The organism is Effusibacillus lacus, assembly GCF_002335525.1.
Taxonomy (GTDB): Bacteria; Bacillota; Bacilli; order Tumebacillales; family Effusibacillaceae; genus Effusibacillus; species Effusibacillus lacus.
In genome coordinates this window covers 24758-45648 of record NZ_BDUF01000022.1, presented here as the reverse complement: position 1 = coordinate 45648, position 20891 = coordinate 24758, and the positions used below count along the sequence as shown (strand labels likewise).

At 51.4% G+C, this 20891-nt stretch carries 20 protein-coding genes; 2 read left to right on the top strand and 18 right to left on the bottom strand.

Features of this window, described 5'->3' with window-relative positions; genetic code table 11:
- Positions 1–3: 3 nt before the first annotated feature.
- From EFBL_RS05675 to EFBL_RS05645, 7 genes are all read right to left on the bottom strand, one after another.
- On the bottom strand, positions 4–234 hold the full coding sequence (locus tag EFBL_RS05675; protein WP_096181169.1) for a Flp family type IVb pilin: 231 nt from the start codon (positions 232–234) through the stop codon (positions 4–6).
- A 24-nt stretch (positions 235–258) separates the two neighbouring features.
- Entirely contained in the window at positions 259–1191 is a 933-nt protein-coding gene (locus tag EFBL_RS05670; RefSeq protein ID WP_096181168.1) for a type II secretion system F family protein, read from the bottom strand.
- Positions 1192–1193: 2 nt separating this feature from the next.
- Positions 1194–2120, bottom strand: a complete 927-nt coding sequence (locus EFBL_RS05665) for a type II secretion system F family protein (protein ID WP_165912608.1) — start codon at positions 2118–2120, stop codon at positions 1194–1196.
- On the bottom strand, positions 2114–3370 hold the full coding sequence (locus EFBL_RS05660) for a TadA family conjugal transfer-associated ATPase (RefSeq protein ID WP_231705692.1): 1257 nt from the start codon (positions 3368–3370) through the stop codon (positions 2114–2116). Before EFBL_RS05660 ends, EFBL_RS05665 begins: the two co-directional genes overlap by 7 nt.
- Positions 3342–4235, bottom strand: a complete 894-nt coding sequence (locus EFBL_RS05655; RefSeq protein ID WP_096181167.1) for a CpaE/TadZ family protein — start codon at positions 4233–4235, stop codon at positions 3342–3344. Before EFBL_RS05655 ends, EFBL_RS05660 begins: the two co-directional genes overlap by 29 nt.
- 11 nt (positions 4236–4246) lie before the next feature.
- On the bottom strand, positions 4247–4867 hold the full coding sequence (gene cpaB / locus EFBL_RS05650; protein ID WP_096181166.1) for a Flp pilus assembly protein CpaB: 621 nt from the start codon (positions 4865–4867) through the stop codon (positions 4247–4249).
- A gap of 78 nt (positions 4868–4945) precedes the next feature.
- Entirely contained in the window at positions 4946–5341 is a 396-nt protein-coding gene (locus EFBL_RS05645) for an FxsA family protein (RefSeq protein ID WP_096181165.1), read from the bottom strand.
- A 135-nt stretch (positions 5342–5476) separates the two neighbouring features.
- Here EFBL_RS05645 and EFBL_RS05640 point away from each other — a divergent pair, with 135 nt between their 5' ends.
- A complete protein-coding gene (locus EFBL_RS05640; RefSeq protein ID WP_165912609.1) occupies positions 5477–7144 on the top strand; it encodes a methyl-accepting chemotaxis protein in 1668 nt (555 codons plus the stop codon).
- 79 nt (positions 7145–7223) lie between these two features.
- Here the strand turns inward: EFBL_RS05640 and EFBL_RS05635 are convergent, their stop codons facing one another.
- The 9 genes from EFBL_RS05635 to EFBL_RS05595 all read right to left on the bottom strand — a co-directional run bounded on the left by EFBL_RS05635 (position 7224) and on the right by EFBL_RS05595 (position 18211).
- Positions 7224–7649, bottom strand: a complete 426-nt coding sequence (locus EFBL_RS05635; RefSeq protein ID WP_096181163.1) for an acyl-CoA thioesterase — start codon at positions 7647–7649, stop codon at positions 7224–7226.
- 40 nt (positions 7650–7689) lie between these two features.
- A complete protein-coding gene (pyk, locus tag EFBL_RS05630; RefSeq protein ID WP_096181162.1) occupies positions 7690–9444 on the bottom strand; it encodes a pyruvate kinase in 1755 nt (584 codons plus the stop codon).
- Positions 9445–9465: 21 nt separating this feature from the next.
- Positions 9466–10425, bottom strand: a complete 960-nt coding sequence (gene pfkA, locus EFBL_RS05625) for a 6-phosphofructokinase (protein ID WP_096181161.1) — start codon at positions 10423–10425, stop codon at positions 9466–9468.
- 202 nt (positions 10426–10627) lie between these two features.
- Positions 10628–11638 carry an acetyl-CoA carboxylase carboxyltransferase subunit alpha gene (locus tag EFBL_RS05620; RefSeq protein ID WP_096181160.1) on the bottom strand — a complete coding sequence of 337 codons (1011 nt, stop codon included), beginning with the start codon at positions 11636–11638 and terminating at the stop codon, positions 10628–10630.
- Complete coding sequence (gene accD, locus EFBL_RS05615) at positions 11628–12500, bottom strand: acetyl-CoA carboxylase, carboxyltransferase subunit beta (protein WP_096181159.1); 873 nt, start codon at positions 12498–12500, stop codon at positions 11628–11630. The genes EFBL_RS05620 and accD overlap by 11 nt, the downstream gene beginning before the upstream one ends.
- An 11-nt stretch (positions 12501–12511) precedes the next feature.
- Positions 12512–12709: a glutamate decarboxylase gene (locus EFBL_RS05610; protein WP_096181158.1), complete on the bottom strand. Its 198-nt coding sequence runs from the start codon at positions 12707–12709 to the stop codon at positions 12512–12514.
- 94 nt (positions 12710–12803) lie between these two features.
- The gene (gene ystJ / locus EFBL_RS05605) at positions 12804–14033 is read right to left on the bottom strand and encodes an NADP-dependent malic enzyme (RefSeq protein WP_096181157.1); all 1230 of its coding nucleotides are present in this window, start codon (positions 14031–14033) and stop codon (positions 12804–12806) included.
- A 184-nt stretch (positions 14034–14217) separates the two neighbouring features.
- Complete coding sequence (locus EFBL_RS05600; RefSeq protein ID WP_096181156.1) at positions 14218–14682, bottom strand: phosphatidylglycerophosphatase A family protein; 465 nt, start codon at positions 14680–14682, stop codon at positions 14218–14220.
- Positions 14683–14800: 118 nt separating this feature from the next.
- A complete protein-coding gene (locus EFBL_RS05595) occupies positions 14801–18211 on the bottom strand; it encodes a DNA polymerase III subunit alpha (RefSeq protein WP_096181155.1) in 3411 nt (1136 codons plus the stop codon).
- Positions 18212–18905: 694 nt separating this feature from the next.
- Here EFBL_RS05595 and EFBL_RS05590 point away from each other — a divergent pair.
- Positions 18906–19139, top strand: a complete 234-nt coding sequence (locus EFBL_RS05590) for a hypothetical protein (protein WP_096181154.1) — start codon at positions 18906–18908, stop codon at positions 19137–19139.
- A gap of 75 nt (positions 19140–19214) precedes the next feature.
- On the opposite strand, the gene EFBL_RS05585 is transcribed toward EFBL_RS05590, so the two are convergent.
- Entirely contained in the window at positions 19215–20528 is a 1314-nt protein-coding gene (locus EFBL_RS05585; RefSeq protein WP_096181205.1) for a DRTGG domain-containing protein, read from the bottom strand.
- 179 nt (positions 20529–20707) lie between these two features.
- Positions 20708–20878 (bottom strand): hypothetical protein, encoded by a 171-nt coding sequence (locus EFBL_RS20460; RefSeq protein WP_165912610.1) that lies wholly within the window; start codon positions 20876–20878, stop codon positions 20708–20710.
- Between the last annotated feature and the right edge of the window lie 13 nt (positions 20879–20891).

Genomic DNA, 20891 nt, shown 5'->3' with positions numbered 1-20891 from the left:
AAACTACAATCCTTCGACCCAATTTTGCAATTTGGTGAGCAAAGCCTTCGCCAATCCTTGAGTATTCGATTCGGTCTGAAAGTATTTGCTGACACCCGCCATCAGCGCAATAACGACCAACGCCAGCAGAACCCACTCAATTGCCTGGGCTCCCTTTTCCTCCCTGCGAAGGCGGTTCACCGCCTCTATAAGTCTACAACCATAAAGAATCGCCATTTTTCTGATCAGTTCCATAAGAATTCCTCCGTTCCTATTCGGTTAGTTGAACAACCCTTCTATGCCAAGCCCCGAAGGATTGTAAAATACGTTCAGCACCAACAACCCCATGATCATCATAAAAACGGACGGTGCTATTACTATCGTTGTCACGGTTGTAATTTTCGGGGAGGCCTTGGCTGCTCTCGACTTTACCATTTCCACCTGCAAGCGCCGGATTTCTTCAGCCTGCAGCCGGAAGGTTGCCGCCACAGGAACTCCCAGTCTGCTTCCCTGGGTCAATGCATTGACCAACTTTTGCAATTCTTGCGCTGAATTGCGCTCCAACAAGCGCAACCATGCCTGTTCACGACCCACACCCAACTCGATTTCGCGACCAAGCCTCTCAAGTTCATCATGCAGAGGTCCTTTAAATATCCGGCTGACTTGTCGCAGCGCCTGTTCTAGTGTAGCTCCCGCCTGCAGTGTCACGCTCATCATGTCAAGAAAATCGGGTATGTCCCGGGAAATGGATTCCTGGCGGTGACGAGCAATCTCCCGCAGCTTTATGACCGGGGCAAAAAAACCGGCCAGTGGCAGGATCACCAATCCCAATTGAGCAAACGGAAGTCCCAGTATGCAGAAAGCCAATGCGATAGCAAGACCCATTACCGTCAGTACAATCTTAAGCCCGAGAAACCGTTCGACCGTCAAGTCATAAGGTCGGCCCGAACGGTCCAGACGACTCTCCACTTCCTGCAAAGTATCAGGAAACGGAAAGCGGATGCCCACTGCAACGCATTTGTCCGCCCAGGCCATCAACAATCGGGTCCAACGGCCCGACCGGCTTGACGGAGTTCTGCCGGACAACTCTTTCCATCGGGCCAAGGAAGCCAGCAACCTCCGATGCGCCAAACGGTATTGGGTATAGGAGTGTATGGATTTCAGCAAAAGCCCCATGCACAATAAAGTTGACACATACAACAACCAGTCCATTTTCACACCTGAATGTTTGATATTTTCTTTATAATGGCAAACGCCGCAATTTGGACAAGGAGAAACGCCGCTGTCAGCAGGATTCCCGGCACTGTCAGCAAAGGAACCAGAAAATTGTCAATCAGCAAATTGATCATGGCTACCAGAATCACAGGGATAAGAGGCAGCAAATAGGATATTGACTTAGCTTCCGCCGTCATCGTCCTTATGGACTGCTGCACCAATGCCCGTTCCTCCATAGTCCGGGCCATGTCGTGCAAAACTTCATACAGGTTTCCACCCATTTGCCTTTGAACCGAGAGCGCACCGGCAAACAGATGACATTCCCGAGTATTCATTCTGATCTGAAAGGATTCCAGCGCATGCCCGAGATCGTTGCCCAATACCAGTTCCTTATTTATCAACTGGAATTCTTGCTTCGACGGACTTGGCAGTTCCTTTGCCAGCAGTTGAATGCCTTGCGTCACAGTCAGCCCGGCCCGCAGCGAATTGCCCAGCAATCGGCATGCCTCGGGCAGCTGTTGGTTGAACATATCGACATACCGGTTCTTCCTGGCTTGAAAAAACAGCCGCCTTCCTCCCGCCACCGCTGCAACAGCCAACAACAGCGCCATAAGAATCGGGACAGCCAAAATAGAATGCAGGATCCAAAAGAATAAGACATTGGCAAGCAACAGAAGCGCATAATAATCGGATGCGGATAGGGTCAAATGCATTTGTTCCAATTCCCGGGCTGCCGATTGTCCGATTTTCGACCGATCAAAGCGGCCAGCCAACTGCAACAGCCAGTTGGTTCGGGCGTCATCGCTGTTGAACAGGTTGGTGATAACAGTACGAAGACGTCTTCTCTTAAGCCGATAGGAACGAAAACCGGCAAAGGATAACAAACAACTGAATACAGCCAAGAAAACAAGCAGCGCTATCAGCATGTGGAATGCCTCCATAGGTCCTGCAGCCTGATTCCGTTGTTTTTGATCCTTTCTAGGCATACCGGGGGTTTGTCACTTCTCCGGAACTGTCCAAGGGAGTTGCCCTCTGGTCCCATTCCCGCTCTCTCCCATGCAAACAGTTCATGAATCTCAAGTCCTTCCCGACAACTTCTGACTTCTGCAATGGAAACCACTCTCCTCCGACCGTCCATGAACCGCTCCATCTGTACGATCAGATCGATGGCGCTAAGTATGTATTGGCGTATCACCCCCGGCGGCAAAGACACCCCTCCCATCAGCACCATGGCCTCCAACCTCCCCAAAGCGTCATGCGGGCTGTTGGCATGAATCGTGGTCAATGATCCTTCGTGCCCGGTGTTCATTGCCTGAAGCATATCGAGGGCCTCATCCCCCCTGACCTCACCGACAATAATCCTGTCCGGACGCATTCTCAAAGCATTGCGAACCAGTTGGCGGATTGTAATTTCGCCACGTCCTTCCACATTCTCGGGACGTGTTTCCAGGTTGACCACATGTTGTCCCTGGAGCCGCAGTTCCGCCGAATCTTCAATGGTGATCACCCGCTCTCCATGGGGAATATACGAGGATAATACGTTCAGCAGCGTGGTCTTGCCGCTTCCAGTCCCGCCCGATAGCAGAATGTTAAGTTTGGCCTGCACCGCCCCTTCAAGGAAACGGGCCATTGCGGAATCCATTGTTCCTTTTTGCAGGAGATCCGTGATGGAAAAAGGCTGCTTTCGAAACTTACGGATTGTCAGAACCGGGCCGCGCAGGCTGACGGGGGGAATAATTGCGTTGACACGGCTGCCGTCCTTCAGGCGCGCATCCACCATCGGGGAATATTCGTCAACCCGCCTTCCGACAGGGGCAACCATTCGATCAATGACATGCCGCAGGTGGCCATCGTCCCGAAAAGCGGAATCCGTCAAGTGAAGCTTTCCATCCCGTTCGACAAAAATCTCAAACGGTCCGTTGACCATGATCTCCGTTATGCTTTCGTCATGCAGAAAAGCTTCCAGCGGCCCAAACCCGACCGAATCATCCAGAATTCGGGCAATCAAATGCTCCTTGTCGGAACGTGAGAGAATTACCTTCTCTTCCTGGATGAATCGCTCGATCATTTTCATAATGGACAACCGCATGTCCCGTTCCGACAAATTCTGGATCCTGTCAAGTTCTGTTTCCTGCAGCAGCCGGTTTTTATAATGGGAGACCAGATTGTCCAGCACTGGAATCCACCTGCCCCGCCAGTTCCTGTACCAGACGAACCACGTCTCTCAGATATACGGGCGCTTTCTTGTCCTTGATCTGGCCGATTAAGGGTGTCGAAAGATTTACTTGTGGCTGGATTGCGTGGAAATCAGCGCGAACAGTACCCTCCAGCCGCAAGGCACGGATGCCTTTCAAATCTTTAGGCTGTATTTCACTTACCTGGCTGATCCGGTTCAGGACGGTACCCACCTTATCGAGAGGAATACCATGTTTTTCAAACAGGGAGACAGATTGTGCGTATCTACGGAGGGAAGGAGTGTCAGGAGTCAACACATAGTGGATATGATTGGCTTGATGACAGAGGGCGGCCAAAACGGGGGACATTTCACTGCCGGCATCCACAACGATGACATCGTAGAATTTTCTTGCGTGCATCAGAAGAGCAACAACCTCTTGCGGTTCAATGGCTTGTGCGAGATCCGCGTCTGCCGGACTCGGAAGGATCTCAACCTGGCTTACGGGATCAAACTGGGTGATGTTTCTGATATGTACTTCCGTCAACTCCGACAACACCGGTTTCAAATGGAAAATCGATCTGTCGGAACGGATGCCCATATACGCCTCCACTCCGCCATACTTCAGATCCATGTCGACCAACAGTACCCTTACATTAGCCAACAGCCGCAGGGCACTTGCGTAAGTGCAGGCAAGCAATGTGGTTCCGCTGCCCCCTTTGGCACTGAAAAAAACTTGTATGGAAGGCAGTTGCATGCTGAATGTCCGCCGGTGGAACAAAGAGGCGCCCGGGTTCCCCCATTCCAATCCGCGGGAACTTGGTTCTTCGTTGCGTTCCAGCATCGGTCGGATCCGGATTCTTGCCAAACGAATCCCTCCTATCTGGCAGGGTTTTGAATATTGTGTTTCAGGACTCGGATCTGCCGGGCAAAATTCTGCATGAATATCAGTTTCTGCGCATCTTCGACCGACAGTTCAACCCCGATTGCCTTGGGACGTTCTTTGGCATCGGACACCCGCCCCACGGGAATATCCTGCATCAGCAGTTTGGTTACGGGTTTTTCAGCTTCCGTATAGGATACAATGATATCCACGCGGTCGGCGGCATCCAGCTCTTCGTCAAAGAGAACCCGCTCGGATTGTGTCAGATTGACTATCCTTACATTTTCGCTGTTTACCTTAGAGATCTGTTTTAACATGGATTTCGTCACCACGTCTCCTTTCTGCAACGGCACCAGTGAGACATGCCCCGCCGCTTCCTCATGGCCCGTTATCAACGAGTCAAAAACAAATTTGCGGGGAATAAGTTTTTCCTCAAGCATGTCGGGTGTAATCGGCGTCCTTGCGGCAATCGGCTGCCTGGCTATCAAAACCGGAATGGAATCACCCAACTGGTCCTCTACGGCTTTCACCTTTTCAAGAAACAAAAAACCTGCCAAAACGGCAAAAACGAAGGACAGCGCCAGAAACAATAAGGATTTCCGCTTTTCTTCCTGCAATAACCATCACCTCAAAAAAATAATACCATAATATTGTTTTATTTGACTAGTGCCGCTCTGAAATTTTTCACCAAAGGCTCACCATCTGCGAAAGGTGATCCACGTCCCTTTGGACAACTGTTTTTCAAGCCATCGCCGGAGCACCCTTTTGATTGGTTCCCTTGTGGGAGGCAACAACAGAACCAAGCCCAGAATATCAGTCGCAAAGCCGGGAGTCAGCAGCAACACACCGCCAGCCAGGACACATACCCCGTCCAGCAGTGCATCACCGGGGGGCCTTCCCATCGACAATTCCGACTGCAAGCGGTACCAGACCGCCCGTCCTTGTGTTTTGGCCAGATAGGCTCCCAACAAGCCTGTCAGCAAAACCAGCAGTACGGTCTGCCATCCGCCGATGACTTCTCCCACCTGAATCAGCAGGTAAATTTCAATGATTGGCACTAGGATAAAGAGCAGCAGCAATATGCGAAACACCAGAATCCCTCCGGGTTCAGACATGTGTCTTTGTCTGAATTATGAATGATTAATGTTTTTATTGTGAATAGTATATATACTATGTTTAAATTTGGTATATTTTAGTAAAGTGTTCGCCATGAAAGGAAGATGAGGATGAAATTGATCAACCGGATCTCGTTCAAACTTGGGATCACACTGCTGTCCCTTATTGCCATTTCACTGGTTGGACAAATTGTCCTTTTTTACTTTATGCAAAGCTTCAAGTTCGATGCAGCGGAAATCAATGTGGCCGGCAAACAGCGGATGTTGTCGCAAAAAATGGGGAAAGAGGCATTTGCTGCTTACCAGAATATCAATAATCCCGAGGTGCGTAAAGCGTTGACTTCCACCATCTCCCTCTTCCAAAAGCACCATGAGGGGCTTTTGAACGGGGACCCCAGTCTGAATCTTCCCGGTGTTCAAAACCCTGTGGTCAGGGATAAACTTCTGGCTCTGGAACCCGAGTGGAAACAGTTCCAAAACCAGCTGCTGACCGTGTCGGACCCCGCCCAGTCGGAGGAGTCTCGCAGGACCGCTCTTCGTTCCGTTGAAATCAACAACATGGTTCTCCTGAACAAAATGATTGAGATCGTATCCATCATGGAAGCGGATAATGCGGCCAAGCAATCCAGGCTGCATACAATTCAATACATATTGTTCGGATTGTCTCTGGTTACCGGCTTCCTTGCATGGTACCTGCTTACGCGCATGATCGTCACCCCTGTCAAACAGTTGGCCGTTCAAACCGAATTGATCGCTTCCGGCGATTTGCGAAGTTCCTTGCAAGTAAACCGCTCGGACGAGCTTGGGCAATTGGCGGAGTCCTTCAACGCCATGTCCCGGAACATGCGGGAAATAATAAAGGAAATCAATGAACAGGCGAGTCTTGTTGCTTCAATGGCTCAGGAACTGGGTGCCCAAAGCATCCAGATGACAAAGGCCAGCGAGAGTATTTCCGCATCCTTCGAAACCGTATCTTACAGCACCCAGGACCAATCGGAAAAAATCAGCCATACGCTCCATTCCGTTCAGGCTTTGAATACAGACGTCCAGGCTATAGACGGAGTCATTTCAGATGTTCAGCGGGAAATCAGGCAGTCGGTGGAATGGGCGGGCACCGGCAAGAAGCAGATGGATTCCGTAGTGGACAACATGTCCATTATCGCCGGCCAGGTCGACCACATTCAGGCGGTCATCAGGGAGTTGGATGAGCAATCGGAAAAGATCAATGAAATCACCGGTTTGATTTCTGATATCTCGAATCAGACGAATCTGTTGGCGTTGAATGCGGCTATTGAAGCAGCCCGTGCCGGCGAACACGGAAGAGGTTTTGCCGTTGTGGCGGATGAAGTGCGAAAACTGGCGGAGCAATCTGCCCGCTCCGCTGAACAAATCGGCAGCCTGGTGCAGGTAATCCTGCAGAAGACCCAATTGACCGTAGCTGAGATCAGCTCCAGCAAAGAAGCGGTTGATAAAGGCATTCTTACAGTAAATGAAGCCAATGAGAGCTTTATCCAAATTGAGAACAGCATTCGAACGGCTTTTACCGACTTCGAATCCATTATTGCTTCCTCAAAGAGATTGGCGTCTGCCAGTTCCCAGATTGCTTCCGCGATGGACGACATATCAAAGCTGGTGGAAGAGACGGCGGACAACACGGCAAGTGTGGCGGCAACCACCCAACAGCAGCTTGCCTCGATGGAAGAACTGTCCACTGCCGCCCAGTCCCTGGCCGAATCGGGCAGCCACATGCAGGCTGCAGCTTCACGCTTCAAAGTATAGGTTAAATGGCTTGGGGCTGTTCTCAAACGTAGATGCTTACAAAAGAGAACAGCCCTGCGGTTTTGCATAGAATGATCTTCTAGTTTTCTGTCAGGAAACCCAGTATTGCGTTATAGATCTCAGGTGCCGCTTTCCTTAACTGAATGGGTTTCATGTCCCGGTTGACCCACGCGTGAACCGTATATCCGTTCACCAACAATTGAGCGTCCGATTGGCGGACAATTTCGTATTCAAATTTTACTTTCACACGAGCTTCCGTCAAACGTGTCCTGATAATGATCAAATCGTCATACCGGGCAGGCGAATGGTAAAAGGCCCTGGCTTCTATGACAGGCAGCAGTATGCCTGCCTCTTCCAATTCCCGGTAGGGGGCTCCGGTATTCCGCATCATTTCCGTTCGGCCAATTTCGAACCAATTGAGATAATTTGCATGATACACCACCTGCATCGCATCTGTTTCCGAGTAGCGCACCCGCAATTCGATTTCATGCCATTTGCTCTCCATTGAAGCCCTCTCCCCGCTAATTGCATTTACACGCCGCAGTCTACAAGATCTGGGCCTGACCTTTGTATATCAGTCCGGAAACCGGATCGACCGTAACAATGGCCCCGTTTTCCAACAAATTGACAGCTTTCTCCACACCGACAATCACGGGAATTCCCAGGCTCAGACCCACAACGGCCGCATGCGAGGTCAGCCCGCCTTCCTCTGTTATAACGGCAGCCGCTTTCTCCATGGCAGGTACGGCATCCGCATCTGTTCCCGGCATAACCAGAATATCCCCCTGCCGGATCCGGCGCAGCACATCCTCCGTCCGTTTCCCGCTTACCACTCTTCCGGTAACAGCCTGTTGGCCGATACCCTGTCCGCGGGCAATTACGTCACTGATAGTATGAACTTTCAACAGGTTCGTGGTGCCCGGTGTCCCCACTGGCACGCCTGCTGTGATGACCACCAGATCCCCGTGTTTCACCATGCCGGATTTGAGCGCTCCTTCGACTGCCACCTCAAGCATTTCGTCCGTGGTGCCTGTCTCTTTTACAACGACCGGGTAGACGCCATGCGAGAGCAAAAGTCTTCGAGCCACATCCTCCCGGGGGGTGACTGCAATAATAACCGCTTCCGGACGGTGCTTGGACACCATTCGGGCGGTATGTCCGCTTTGTGTAGGAGTTACAATCGCTTTGGCCTCCAAATCCTTTGCAATCGTAGCCACCGCTTGTGACAATGCGTCTGTCACCGTGTGGGTTCCTTCCCAGCCGCGCTTTTTTGCAGGAATATGGTCTTCCCGCAGCGCCCGTTCTGCCCTCTCCGCAATCCTGGCCATCGTTTCGACCGCTTGTACCGGATATTTGCCGGCGGCAGTCTCCCCGGACAGCATGATGGCATCCGTGCCGTCAAAGATGGCGTTGGCGACATCACTGGCTTCCGCCCTTGTAGGACGGGGATTGCGTTCCATGGAGTCAAGCATCTGCGTGGCGGTAATTACCGGTTTTCCCGCCCGATTGGCTTTCTCTATCATGACTTTTTGCCAAAGGGGAACTTCTTCAGTCGCAATTTCAACCCCCAAATCACCGCGGGCCACCATAAGGCCGTCCGCCACTTTCAGGATTTCATCCAACTGATCAAGGGCTTCTTCCGCCTCAATTTTGGCAATTATGTCCAGGTCTGCATTTTTCTCTTCCAGAACCCGCCTTACATCCAAGACGTCGCCCGCCTTACGGACAAAGGATGCGGCGATCATGTCAACCCCCTGATCGACCCCGAATTTGATGTCGGCAATGTCTTTTTCCGTCACACTGGGAATTCGCAGCTTCACACCGGGTGCGTTGATGCCCTTGCGATTTTTCAGAATGCCGCCATTTACCACCCTGCATAAAATGTCGGCGCCTTCCACTTTCTCCACAACCAGGCCGATCAAGCCGTCATCAATCAACAGCCGGGAACCGGGTTTTACATCTTCCGGCAATCCTTTGTAGGATATGGATACCCGTTCGGCAGTGCCCAGAACATCCTCGGCGGTAAGCGTGATCATGGCTCCCGTTTTCAGTTCCGTCTGGTCATTCTCAATCATGCCGGTCCTGATTTTGGGGCCTTTGATGTCCAGAAGGATGGCCACCATCTTCCCCACAATCCGGGACGCCTCCCGAATATTCCGGATGCGGGCAGCATGTTCCTCATAAGTTCCGTGTGAAAAATTAAGCCGTGCAACATTCATGCCGTTTTCAATCAGTTGCGTCAACACCTCGACCGACTCACTCGCAGGTCCAATTGTACAAACAATTTTCGTACGCCTCATAGTAACCTCCAACAGGAACAATCAAATCGAAAGTACCGATGCAAGGGAATACAGGGACATATTGGGTTTGCGCGGGGTTGAAAGCACCCGGTCAATATCGGTTGCCTGAAGCACGCCGCCAATAATTCCTACCGCTCTGCCGCCTGTCCCCTTCTTCAGCAGGTCCACTGCCATAGAGCCCATTCTGGACGCAAGGGTTCTGTCAAAGGCGGTGGGGGAACCGCCTCTCTGAATATGTCCAAGTACCGTTACCCGGGTTTCCCAACCCGTTTTTTCATGGATTTTTTCGCCGATTTCAAATCCTTTCCCCACTCCTTCCGCGACCAGAATGATAGAATGTCTTTTGCCGCGGGCCGCACCCCGTTTCAGTTTATCAACCATTTGATCAATGTTTGAAGGCTCCTCGGGAATCAGAATCGATTCCGCCCCTCCGGCTACGCCCGCCCAGAGTGCAATGTCACCCGCATTGCGTCCCATTACTTCAATCACGTATGTACGCTCGTGGGATGTGGCTGTATCACGAATCTTGTCAATTGCCTCTATGACCGTGTTGATAGCTGTATCAAACCCGATTGTAAAGTCTGTACAGGGAATGTCGTTGTCAATGGTGCCGGGCAATCCAATGGTGGGAATCCCCTTTTGGGTAAGAACATTTGCCCCTCGGTAGGAACCGTCGCCTCCAATGACAACCATCCCTTCAATCCCGTGTTCGCGAATCGTGGCCAGTGCTTTGTTCTGACCTTCCTCTGTCTTGAACTCTTCACATCGGGCGGTAAAAAGGATCGTTCCGCCCCGATGAATGATATCGGCAACAGAACCGAGATCCATCGGAACCACGTCCCCGGTAATCAACCCTTGATACCCCCGTTTCACGCCAACGACTTCAATTCCATGGTAAATGGCGCTGCGCACAACCGCCCGGATTGCCGCATTCATGCCGGGGGAGTCACCACCGCTTGTCAACACACCTATCCGCTTCATGTCCCCAATACCTCCTGACAACTATTGTACCCAAAATTTTCTGGCAAAAGTGAAGAAAATAGTAAGCTGAAACGAAATGATTCATGTCCCGCAGGGACAAAATAAGTCCCGACGAGGAAATAAAGAAAAACTTGTTACATTGAAAACTTATAATTTCCTGAACAAGTGCAAAAGGAGGTGCCCATCAGGGCACACTCCTAGTTTATATTACCTTTTCGCTTTCAACAACATCCGAATTCAGGGCAGCCTTGTCGGCAACTTCCTCGTGAAACCGCCCGATTGCTTTATATTTTCGGTAGCGGGCTTCCACAAGCTCATCCACCGGTACTTCAAGCAGCTCCCTAATGGCAGCCACCACTTTTTCCCTGACTTTGGCAATGGTAAAATCGGGATCCTTCTGGGCGCCCCCCATAGGTTCTTCAATGATCCCGTCCGCTATGCCGAAGCGAGCCAGATCTTGAGCGGTAATGCGCATGGTTTCAGCTGCCCTTTGTGCCTGCGAAGCATCTTTCCACAAGAGAGCGGCAGCTCCTTCCGGGGATATTACCGAATACACCGCGTGCTCCAGCATGAAGATGCGATCCCCCACACCCAAAGCCAGCGCCCCGCCGGATCCGCCTTCTCCTGTTACCACACACACTATGGGCACGGAAAGCCCGGCCATCTCAATCAAATTGCGGGCGATCGCCTCGCTTTGCCCTCTTTCTTCAGCCGCCACTCCCGGGTAAGCACCTGGAGTATCTATGAAACAGATGACCGGACGACCGAATTTTTCCGCCTGTTTCATCAAACGGAGCGCCTTCCGATACCCTTCCGGCTCAGGCATGCCAAACCGGCGGTAGATGTTCTCCTTCGTATCCCGGCCTTTCTGGTGCCCGAGCACCGTAACCGGAATCCCGTCCAGCTTCGCGATACCGCCGACCAATGCAGGATCGTCGCCAAACGTGCGATCTCCGTGCATCTCAATGAAATCGGTACACATCCCTCGGATGTAATCCAGAGTGGTAGGACGGTCGGCATGCCGGGCGATCTGAACCTTCTGCCAGGGAGTCAGTTCCCCGTAAATGGTTTGCTCCAATTCGGCAGCCTTGCGTTCCAACTTGACGATTTCGTCGGTGAAGTCAATGCCCTTCTCCTCCGTAAACTTACGGAGCTCCTCAATCTTTGCGCGAAGTTCAGTCAATGGCTTCTCAAAGTGCAATTCATTGGCCATGACCTGCACCTCCCGCGTGAATGTCAAGAATTTTGGCCAGTGTCTGCTTCATTTCTTTGCGTGGCACAACCCGGTCAATCATGCCATGCTTAAGCAGGAATTCGGCAGTCTGAAAATCGTCGGGGAGCTTCTGCCGAATGGTCTGTTCAATCACGCGCCTGCCGGCAAATCCGATCAACGCACCTGGTTCGGCCAGGTTGACATCCCCCAGGCTGGCGAATGATGCACTGACACCGCCCGTTGTCGGGTGGGTCAGGACAGACACGAACAGAAGCCTTTCCTTGCTCAGTTTGTTAAGTGCCGCGCTGGTCTTGGCCATCTGCATAAGGGAAAAGACCCCTTCCTGCATTCTGGCGCCGCCGGAAGCGGCGAACAGGACAACGGGTACCCGTTTTTCAATGGCTCTTTCAACCGCCCGCGTGATCTTCTCCCCTACAACCGATCCCATGGACCCCATAATAAAGCGGGAATCCATGACACCCATAACGACAGGACTGCCTCCAATAAAACCCTCTCCGGTCACAACCGCTTCCGAAAGCCCGGTTGCAGTCTGCACCTGCTCCAGTTTGGCCGGATAATCTTCAAACTGCAAAGGGTCAACCGATGTCATTCCCCGGTCGTATTCGACAAATTGCCCCTCATCAAGAGTGGCGGCAATCCTCTCGGGTGCAGACATGGGAAAATGATATCCGCATCGAGGGCATGTCTTCAAGTTCTTCTCCAATTCACGGCTGATCAACAGTTCGGAGCATTTCTTGCATTTGGTCATAATGCCTTCCGGAATACTGTCCCTGCGGTCTGCCAATTCCTGTGTTGTTATCGTTGCGTACTTGCGTTTTTTATGGAAAAGATCTTTAAGCACCTTTTCACCTCTTACAAATGGGAGGAATGCAGGATATCCTTCAGCACCTCTTGCACTTCATCCAATTCGGATTCGGGAACCAACACTTCATATTGCTGTTTGGCAATGTTCGTTTGACGAAGCTTGACCAGGAACCCTTCTTCAGTAAGTTTCTGCTTGATTGATTCGGCTGTTTTCTCGCCTGATGCTATGTAAATGACTGTCCACATATACACAGTTCCTCCTGCCAGATGGAAAAACTGAAATCATCATAACACAGCCATTTCAGCGGAATCAAGAAAGTCAAAACCGCAGTTCCGCCTGTTATTCAATTGCTGACAAGACTCTCGTCCTGTTTGCCACATCATCGGGATTCACTTGAATGCGAGCGACACCTGAATCCATTGCAGCCTTGGCGACGGCTGCCGCAACGCTTGGCGCCACTCTTGGATCAAACGGACGGGGAATCACGTAATCGCTTGCCAATTCGCTATCGTCTATCAAGTTTGCAATGGCGTAGGCAGCGGCAATCTTCATCTCCTCATTGATGCTGCTGGCCCTTGTGTCCAACGCTCCCCGGAAGATGCCCGGAAACGCCAAAACATTGTTGACCTGATTGGGAAAATCAGACCGTCCGGTACCCACTACTTTCGCACCGGCCTTGAGAGCATCGTCGGGCAGGATTTCCGGATCCGGGTTGGCCATGGCAAAAATGATTGGATCCCTGTTCATGGACCGCACCATGTCTTGAGTTACGGCACCGCCCACCGATACTCCGATAAACACGTCAGAGCCCGCCAAAACCTCTTCCAGGGTACCCGCAATCCTCTCGTGATTGGTGTTCCTGGCAATCAGTTCTTTGATTGGGTTCATGCCCTCTGTGCGGCCTTCGTAAATGGCGCCTTTGGTGTCACACATGACGACGTGACGGACACCCATGGATAACAATAATTTGATGATTGCAATACCGGCAGCGCCCGCGCCGTTGGCGACAACACGAATCTCGTTCATCGATTTGCCGACCACTTTCAATGCGTTGATCAACCCCGCAAGGGTAACAATCGCCGTTCCGTGCTGGTCATCATGAAACACCGGGATGTTCATTTCTTTCTTGAGTCGTTCTTCAATGGCAAAACAAGCCGGCGCCGCAATGTCTTCCAGATTGATGCCGCCAAAAGTGGGTTCCAGCAGTTTAACCGTCTCCACAATTCGATCCACTTCCGTTGTGTTTAGGCAGATGGGTACCGCATCCACTCCCGCAAACTGTTTGAACAACACCGCTTTTCCTTCCATGACCGGCATGGCGGCTTCCGGCCCGATGTTACCCAGCCCCAGTACTGCGGTTCCGTCGGAAACGACGGCGACCAGATTGCCTTTGCTGGTATACTCGTACACGCGATCAGTCTGCTGGTAAATCTCCTTGCATGGTTCCGCCACTCCGGGCGAATAGGCAAGACTGAGGTCGCGAGCGTTCTTCACCGAAACCTTGGACACAACGCTGAGTTTTCCTTGATGAGTTCGGTGCAATTCCAGTGCTTCTTCCCGTAATGACATGTAAAACACCATCCTGACAAGGGCCTCAAAGCAACAAAAAGTGCTTTGGTGGGAATCCGAAATTAAAAAACTTGTTTTTCTGGTACCTCAAAATGGACAATTGTTGTCCTCAATTATACCACGGAAAAACATGGTATGACCACCAACCAGTCGATGACACAGATTCTTCAACTCTTAGCAGTTTTTAAGTGAATTTGTGGGCTATGCGGGCACTGGCTGCGGCCGCCACGCCCGCAATCAGGTCGTCCAGGAAGACGTGTATGCTCTTGCCTTTGTTGTTCAGTTGGGCGATGATGCCTGTTTTCTCCTTGTCCAGATAACCGAAGGAGGTAAGCCCTATCGAACCGTACACATTGGTAATGCCCAAGGCCAGGATTTCATCAACACCATACAGCGGTTCGTCCACATTCAGGATCGATTGAAGAGGTTCCGGCAGAAGGTTCTGCTCCGCCAACATGTCCAACGCGATTCCTGTATAAAGAGCATATTGCACTTCCCTTTTGCTTAGCACGCGCAGTACGCTTTCCTTGCATTCTTCCTTCGAAAGATCCGGGTGATAAGGCACCTGCAGCGAGTAAACAATTTCAACAATATCGTCCACCTTCACACCCCGTTGCTCCAATAAGGCGACCACTTTCTCCGTCTCCATCCCAGTTCCTCCCAAAGTAAACCTGCCCTTATGTCGATAGGACAAAATTGCCAATTTCCTATCAGCCAAGTCAAGAAGATATTATCATGCTATGAGGGTGGAGCAGCTGACTTGACGACTATTTTTTTACGGCGACACTGCCCGACCCCAACAGGCTCTCAATTTCCGTGAACAATTCAGGCGTCAATTCGACACGCTCCGTAATTTGGCGTGTCGTTTTGTTCCCCGCATAGAAGAGCACCACGGAAGTCCGCCCCTGGTGGCGCAGCAGACAGTTTTTCAATGCCCGAAGCGTGTTGGCGTTTTCACGGCTGGATTCTATTTTGATAAAAAGAGTCTCATTGCCCTGTGCAATCCTGGTGTCGGCGGCAGGGACAAGCGGTTGAATGGACTCAGCCAGCAATTTCACCCCTTCGTCCTGCGTCTGCACTTTTGCTTTGACCAGAACTACGGGCTCACTCTCAAGCAGGGACCTGGCGGAGGCAAACACAGCCGGAAACACGATCAGTTCCACGGCGTCCGTAAGATCTTCCATCTGAACAAAAGCCATGGTTTGCCCCTTTCGGGTCTGCACCATCCGCATGTCCCGGACCCGGCCCGCAACGGTTGTGACTGTGTCGTCCTCCATATCGTGCAGTTCGGCAATCCGATGTCGGGCATGCCGGGACATGGCCGTCCGGTATCGGTCCAGGGGGTGCCCCGAAACATACAGACCCAGCAGTTCCTTTTCCATCTCAAGCTGTTCGATTTTGGAGAAATCGTCCACTTCCGGGATTGTCAAGACTTCCTTGCCACCCCCCTTCTCCATCATGCCGAACAGCGAGATCTGGGGGGCATCCTGCTCCCTCTGCAGAAGGCCGCCTTTTTCCACTGCTTCATCAAGGGCCAGCAGCAGGGAACGGCGTCCCAACCCCATCCAATCAAACGCACCGCTGCGGATCAAACTCTCGATCACCCGCTTGTTGCAGGCCCTTAAATCCACACGACGGCAGAAGTCGAGCAGATCGGAAAAAGGCCCTTTCTGTCTTGCCTGCAGTATGGTTTGGATGGCAGCAATCCCCACATTTTTGACAGCGGACAAAGCAAACCGGATTTTGCCGTCCGACACGACAAACCGGTAGGAACTTTCATTCACGTCGGGGCCGAGAACCTGAATGCCCATTTTTCGGCAGTCGTCCACATACTGAGCAACCTTCGAACCGGAATGCAACCAGGAAGTCAGCAGGGAAGCCATGAATTCGGCCGGGTAATTGGCTTTCAGGTAAGCGGTGCGGTAAGCTACAACAGCGTATGCCACCGCATGGGACCGGTTAAATCCGTAATCTGCAAAACGAACAATCAAATCATAGACGTCATTGGCGATCTTCTCATCGTAGCCCTTGTCCAAACAGCCGCTTACAAACAATTCCCGCTGCTGCTGCAGCACTTCCCGCTTCTTCTTGCCCACCGCTCTCCGCAGCAGATCCGCTTGACCAAGGGAAAAACCGGCCATTCGCGCCGCGATTTGCATGATCTGTTCCTGGTACACAATGATCCCGTATGTGTCTTTAAGAATCGGTTCAAGATCGGGATGCGGATAGGAAACCGGAGTCTTGCCGTGCTTTGCGGCGATATAGTTGGGGATGTTGTCCATCGGACCCGGACGGTACAGGGAAATCACGGCCACAATGTCTTCAAAGGTGGTCGGCTTTAATTCCCGCAGCACGTTCTTGACACCTGCCGACTCCAATTGGAAGCACCCGTCCGTATCACCGCGGGCAAGCAGGTCAAATGTAGCCGGGTCATCCATGTTCATCTTGGTGAAATCGATCTCGATTCCATGCCCGCGCTTTACCGCTTCAATCGTATGATCAATGATGGTCAGGTTCCGCAGTCCGAGAAAGTCCATTTTCAGAAGACCCACCGCTTCCAGATCTTCCATGGCATACTGTGTGACCACGCCGCCTTCCGCACCCCGGGAGAGAGGTACATACCGGGTCAGCGGATCCTTGGAGATGACCACGCCAGCAGCGTGAATGGACGTGTGACGGGGAAACCCTTCGATCGCTTTTGCCGTGTCAAGCAACCGTTTTACCGTCGGATTCTCGTCATACATTTTCTTGAGGCCCGGTTCGGTTGCCAATGCTTTGTCGATGGTCATGCTCAAGGAGTGGGGAACCAGCTTGGCCACCCGGTCCACTTCCGGGATTGGCAGGTCCATTACTCTCCCCACGTCGCGAATGGCGGCCCTGGCTGCCATCGTCCCATAGGTTACAATTTGGGCCACCCGGCTTTCCCCGTATTTGCGGGTTACGTAATCGATCACTTCCTGGCGTCTCTCATAATCAAAATCGATATCGATATCCGGCCAGGAAACCCGTTCGGGATTCAAGAAACGCTCAAACAACAAATGGTAATGAATCGGATCCACGTCTGTAATTTTCAATACATAAGCCACAAGGCTGCCAGCGGCGGAACCCCGGCCCGGTCCGGTGGAAATCCCGTGTTCGTGGGCAAATTTCATGAAATCCCACACCACCAGAAAGTATCCGGCAAACCCCATCTGTCTAATAACGGACAGTTCATATTGAAGCCTGTCCTTGGCCTGATCCGACGGATTCCCGTAACGTTCCCGCAGTCCCTTCTCGCATAAGTACGCCAGATAGGAGTCCTCATCGAAACCCTCCGGCAGGTCGAACTTGGGCAGGTGGGTAACCCCCAAATGCAAATCCAGCTGGCATCGCTTGGCGATTGTTTCCGTATTCTCGATGGCTTCCGGCAGATGACGGAACAACTCCGCCATCTCTGTCCCGCTCTTGAGATAAAACTCATCGCAGGGAAACCGCATCCGCTCTTTATCCTGCAAGCTTTTCCCCGTCTGGATGCATAAAAGGACATCATGAACCGGTGCATCCTCGCGATTGATGTAGTGCACATCATTGGTTGCCACCAGCGGCAGCCCCAGGTCGCGGGCAATTCGGATCAGGTGCTGGTTGACCTGTTTTTCCTCCAATAATCCGTGGTCCTGCAATTCGATATAGAAATTGTCCGAACCAAAAATTTCCCTGTACTCTTCCGCCGCCTGGCGCGCTCCGGCCAAATCCCCCTGCAGCACGCGGTTTGCCACTTCTCCCCCCAGGCAGGATGACAGTGCGATCAGGCCTTCCCGGTGATTTCTCAAAAATTCCTTGTCGGTGCGGGGTTTGTAGTAGAATCCATCCAATTGGGCCGCAGATACTATCTCCATCAAGTTATGGTAGCCTGTATCATTCTCGGCCAGCAGGATCAAATGACAGGGCTTGTCCTGACGCCCGCTTTTCTCCCGCATCGATCCCCTCGCCACGTAGACTTCGCATCCGATGATGGGATGAATTCCCCGCTCTTTCGCTTTCTTGTAAAATTCAACGGCACCATGCATTACCCCATGGTCAGTCAGGGCAATGGCTTTCATGCCCAGTTCCTGAACACGGTCCAGCAGAGCGTCAATCCGGCAGGCACCGTCCAGCAGGCTGTATTCGGAGTGAACGTGCAGATGTACAAATGAGTTCAAAGTAAATCTCTCCCAATGATTACAATCAAACCTCATCTTTCGCAGCCCAATTTGGCAAATAACCCCTTGATATCACTGGTTAAACTCGAAATCGATTGATTGGCGGGGCTTCTCCAGGACCGGATTATAGTTTACATAATGAATTCATTGTGAAAATAGGGCTGATTGCCAGTCTTATTTTTGACTTTTTGATTGCCACTTCAAGAATAGAGCTGATTTTCCGCCTTATTCGGGGGATTCTTTAGGTGCTCAAAAAAGAAATAGCATATAGGACTGAAAAACAGTCCTATTTTTGGAAGTACCTTTGAATCGACAAAATAAGCCTGAAATACAGTGCTATTTTTTCTTACCTTGGTAAGTGGCCGGTTGCCCAATTATATCAAAGGTTTATTCGCAAGACGCAGCTTGGTCGCACCGAAAGTTGAAATCTATCTCGCCGATCACGTCACTTTAATGATCGGTGCGTACATATGTTTGGTTTTATTGTATCATATTTTCCACCGCTTCCGCACTCCCACATGCGCACTCACACTGAGAAGAAGGAGGGAGTAACGACGTCCATTGCCGCCAAACGGCCTTGGATGAAAAATTACCGGCACCCAGTGCCGGTAAACATCTTCAGATGGGCCAGCCTCACAGATTCTAGGCATGATCAACAATTCACGAAAGTATACTGATGAGAGGTGATCCGGCCATGAGGCGAAAAAGAGGCTATTCTTCACCGAAACCTGTTCTGTTTAACAAGGAGATTTTTGACCCGAACGGAATGAAAAGGGAAGTTGAGGATACCAGCGGCAAGTCCGACAGCAAGTCACCCCGTCCTGACAAGCGCCAAACTTGGCGGTTGTTGAATGATACATCCGCCCGTCCCGACAAGCGTCCCACTTGGCGGGAGTTGGACGATGCATCCACTGGTCCGGACGAATAAACAACGGGCTCCATCCGCCGCCATGAGTGGAATTCGGAGCCCCTCTATGCATCTACTTATAAAGCACCTGCACAACTACTTATCCAGCACCTGCGCTGTCAGCAGCGCTTTCGCCATCCGTTCCCCTTCAAAGAAGATTTCAATGTCAGCCTTTCCAAACTTTCGTCCAAGATCGATGACTTCCGCCCGAATCGTGATCTGGGATTCGATCTGGATCGGTTTCATGAAGTAGACCGTAACGTTTTCGACTGACATATCCGAGTTCTTGAAGCGGCGGATGGCCACTTTCCCCGCTTCGCTGATCAGGGTCATCAAGACCCCGGACAGCACGCCGCCGAGGGAATTGGTCATCTGTGGAGTCACTTCCCCAACCAGTGACACTGACTTGTCGTCATTCCTCTCTTCCCGGAAGTGGCGAAGAATCAAGTCTTTGATCGTATCTCCCGTATGGGGCTGTTTCTGGAAATACTGAATCCCCTTGATCACATCCTGGCGCGAAATGACGCCGACCAATTTTTTCCCGTCCACTACGGGCAGCAGCTCGATTCCCTCCCAGATCATCTTGTGGGCCGTGGATGCCACCGATGTTTTCGGTGTTACGGTAATCGGGTTTTTGGTCATGATCTTCTCGATTGGAACATCCTCCGCTTGGCCCGATACGTCTTTGGAAGTCACGATCCCCAAAACCCGCATGTTGCCGTCGACCACCGGGAATCGGGCATGTCCGGTCTTCTCCACCAATTCGTGATAGGTCCGTACCGTGTGATCAGCCCGGATCACATCAATATCCTGTTTGTTTTGCAGAATGTCTTCCACGAGAACAATCTCTTTCTTGATCAGGCGGTCGTAAATGGCCCGGTTGATGAGACTCGCAACGGTGAAGGTATCATAGGCAGACGAGATAATCGGGAGCTCCAGACTGTCGGCCAGAGCTTTCACATCATCGTCTGCATCGAATCCTCCGGTGATCAGTACGGCAGCCCCCTCCTGCAGCGCAATCCGGTGAACCTGGTCGCGGTTCCCCACAATCAGCAGACTGTCCGGATCGATATACTTGACCATCGCATCCACTTTCATGGCACCAATGACAAATTTCTGCAGGGTCTTGTGGAGGCCCTTTGCCCCCCCAAGCACCGTCCCGTCGACTATATTTACAACTTCCGCATAAGTTAAACGCTCAATGTTTTTCTTCTGCTGTTTCTCAATCCGAACCGTCCCCACACGTTCAATCGTGGAAGCAATTCCCCGAGCCTCTGCCTCCTTGATGGCACGATACGCTGTTCCTTCCGATACCCCCATGTGTTTCGCAACCTGGCGAACCGAAATCTTTGACCCAATCTCCAGACTTTCTATGAATTCAAGTATTTGCTCGTGTTTGGTTGTTGACATTGGATTCCTCCGAAAGGTGTTATATATCAAGATTATAGACTGTATTACTGAATTGTTGCAATCACCCTTCTCCATCGTCTTGGTTTTGCCAACTTGTAACTCCTTGATGGGAACAATAACCACCACAAAGAAAAACTCCCCTCGCAATAAGGGGAGTTTAGGTTCAACAAAAAGCTGCATCAATAATACAGGGACTCCGTCAAATTACATTTTGCGCATGTCTGTGTGTAGGTGTCCTTGATGAATTCATGAACACAAGTCTTACGGATCTGTTCCAGCTCATCCTTCAACACTTGCAGGCGATAAGCCAGTTCCGCGATCTGATTCTCAATCTCTTGAACCTGTTTCATGCATAGACCTCCT

Coding starts and splice junctions, on each gene's coding strand:
- EFBL_RS05590 (WP_096181154.1), top strand. CDS start 18,906: ATGAGGCGAAAAAGAGGCTATTCTTCACCGAAACCTGTTCTGTTTAAC.
- ystJ (WP_096181157.1), bottom strand. CDS start 14,033: ATGTCATTACGGGAAGAAGCACTGGAATTGCACCGAACTCATCAAGGA.
- EFBL_RS05635 (WP_096181163.1), bottom strand. CDS start 7,649: ATGGAGAGCAAATGGCATGAAATCGAATTGCGGGTGCGCTACTCGGAA.
- EFBL_RS20460 (WP_165912610.1), bottom strand. CDS start 20,878: ATGAAACAGGTTCAAGAGATTGAGAATCAGATCGCGGAACTGGCTTAT.
- pfkA (WP_096181161.1), bottom strand. CDS start 10,425: ATGAAGCGGATAGGTGTGTTGACAAGCGGTGGTGACTCCCCCGGCATG.
- EFBL_RS05600 (WP_096181156.1), bottom strand. CDS start 14,682: ATGGAGACGGAGAAAGTGGTCGCCTTATTGGAGCAACGGGGTGTGAAG.
- EFBL_RS05665 (WP_165912608.1), bottom strand. CDS start 2,120: ATGCTGATAGCGCTGCTTGTTTTCTTGGCTGTATTCAGTTGTTTGTTA.
- EFBL_RS05585 (WP_096181205.1), bottom strand. CDS start 20,528: ATGTCAACAACCAAACACGAGCAAATACTTGAATTCATAGAAAGTCTG.
- pyk (WP_096181162.1), bottom strand. CDS start 9,444: ATGAGGCGTACGAAAATTGTTTGTACAATTGGACCTGCGAGTGAGTCG.
- EFBL_RS05610 (WP_096181158.1), bottom strand. CDS start 12,709: ATGTGGACAGTCATTTACATAGCATCAGGCGAGAAAACAGCCGAATCA.
- EFBL_RS05670 (WP_096181168.1), bottom strand. CDS start 1,191: ATGGACTGGTTGTTGTATGTGTCAACTTTATTGTGCATGGGGCTTTTG.
- EFBL_RS05675 (WP_096181169.1), bottom strand. CDS start 234: ATGGAACTGATCAGAAAAATGGCGATTCTTTATGGTTGTAGACTTATA.
- EFBL_RS05620 (WP_096181160.1), bottom strand. CDS start 11,638: ATGGCCAATGAATTGCACTTTGAGAAGCCATTGACTGAACTTCGCGCA.
- EFBL_RS05640 (WP_165912609.1), top strand. CDS start 5,477: ATGAAATTGATCAACCGGATCTCGTTCAAACTTGGGATCACACTGCTG.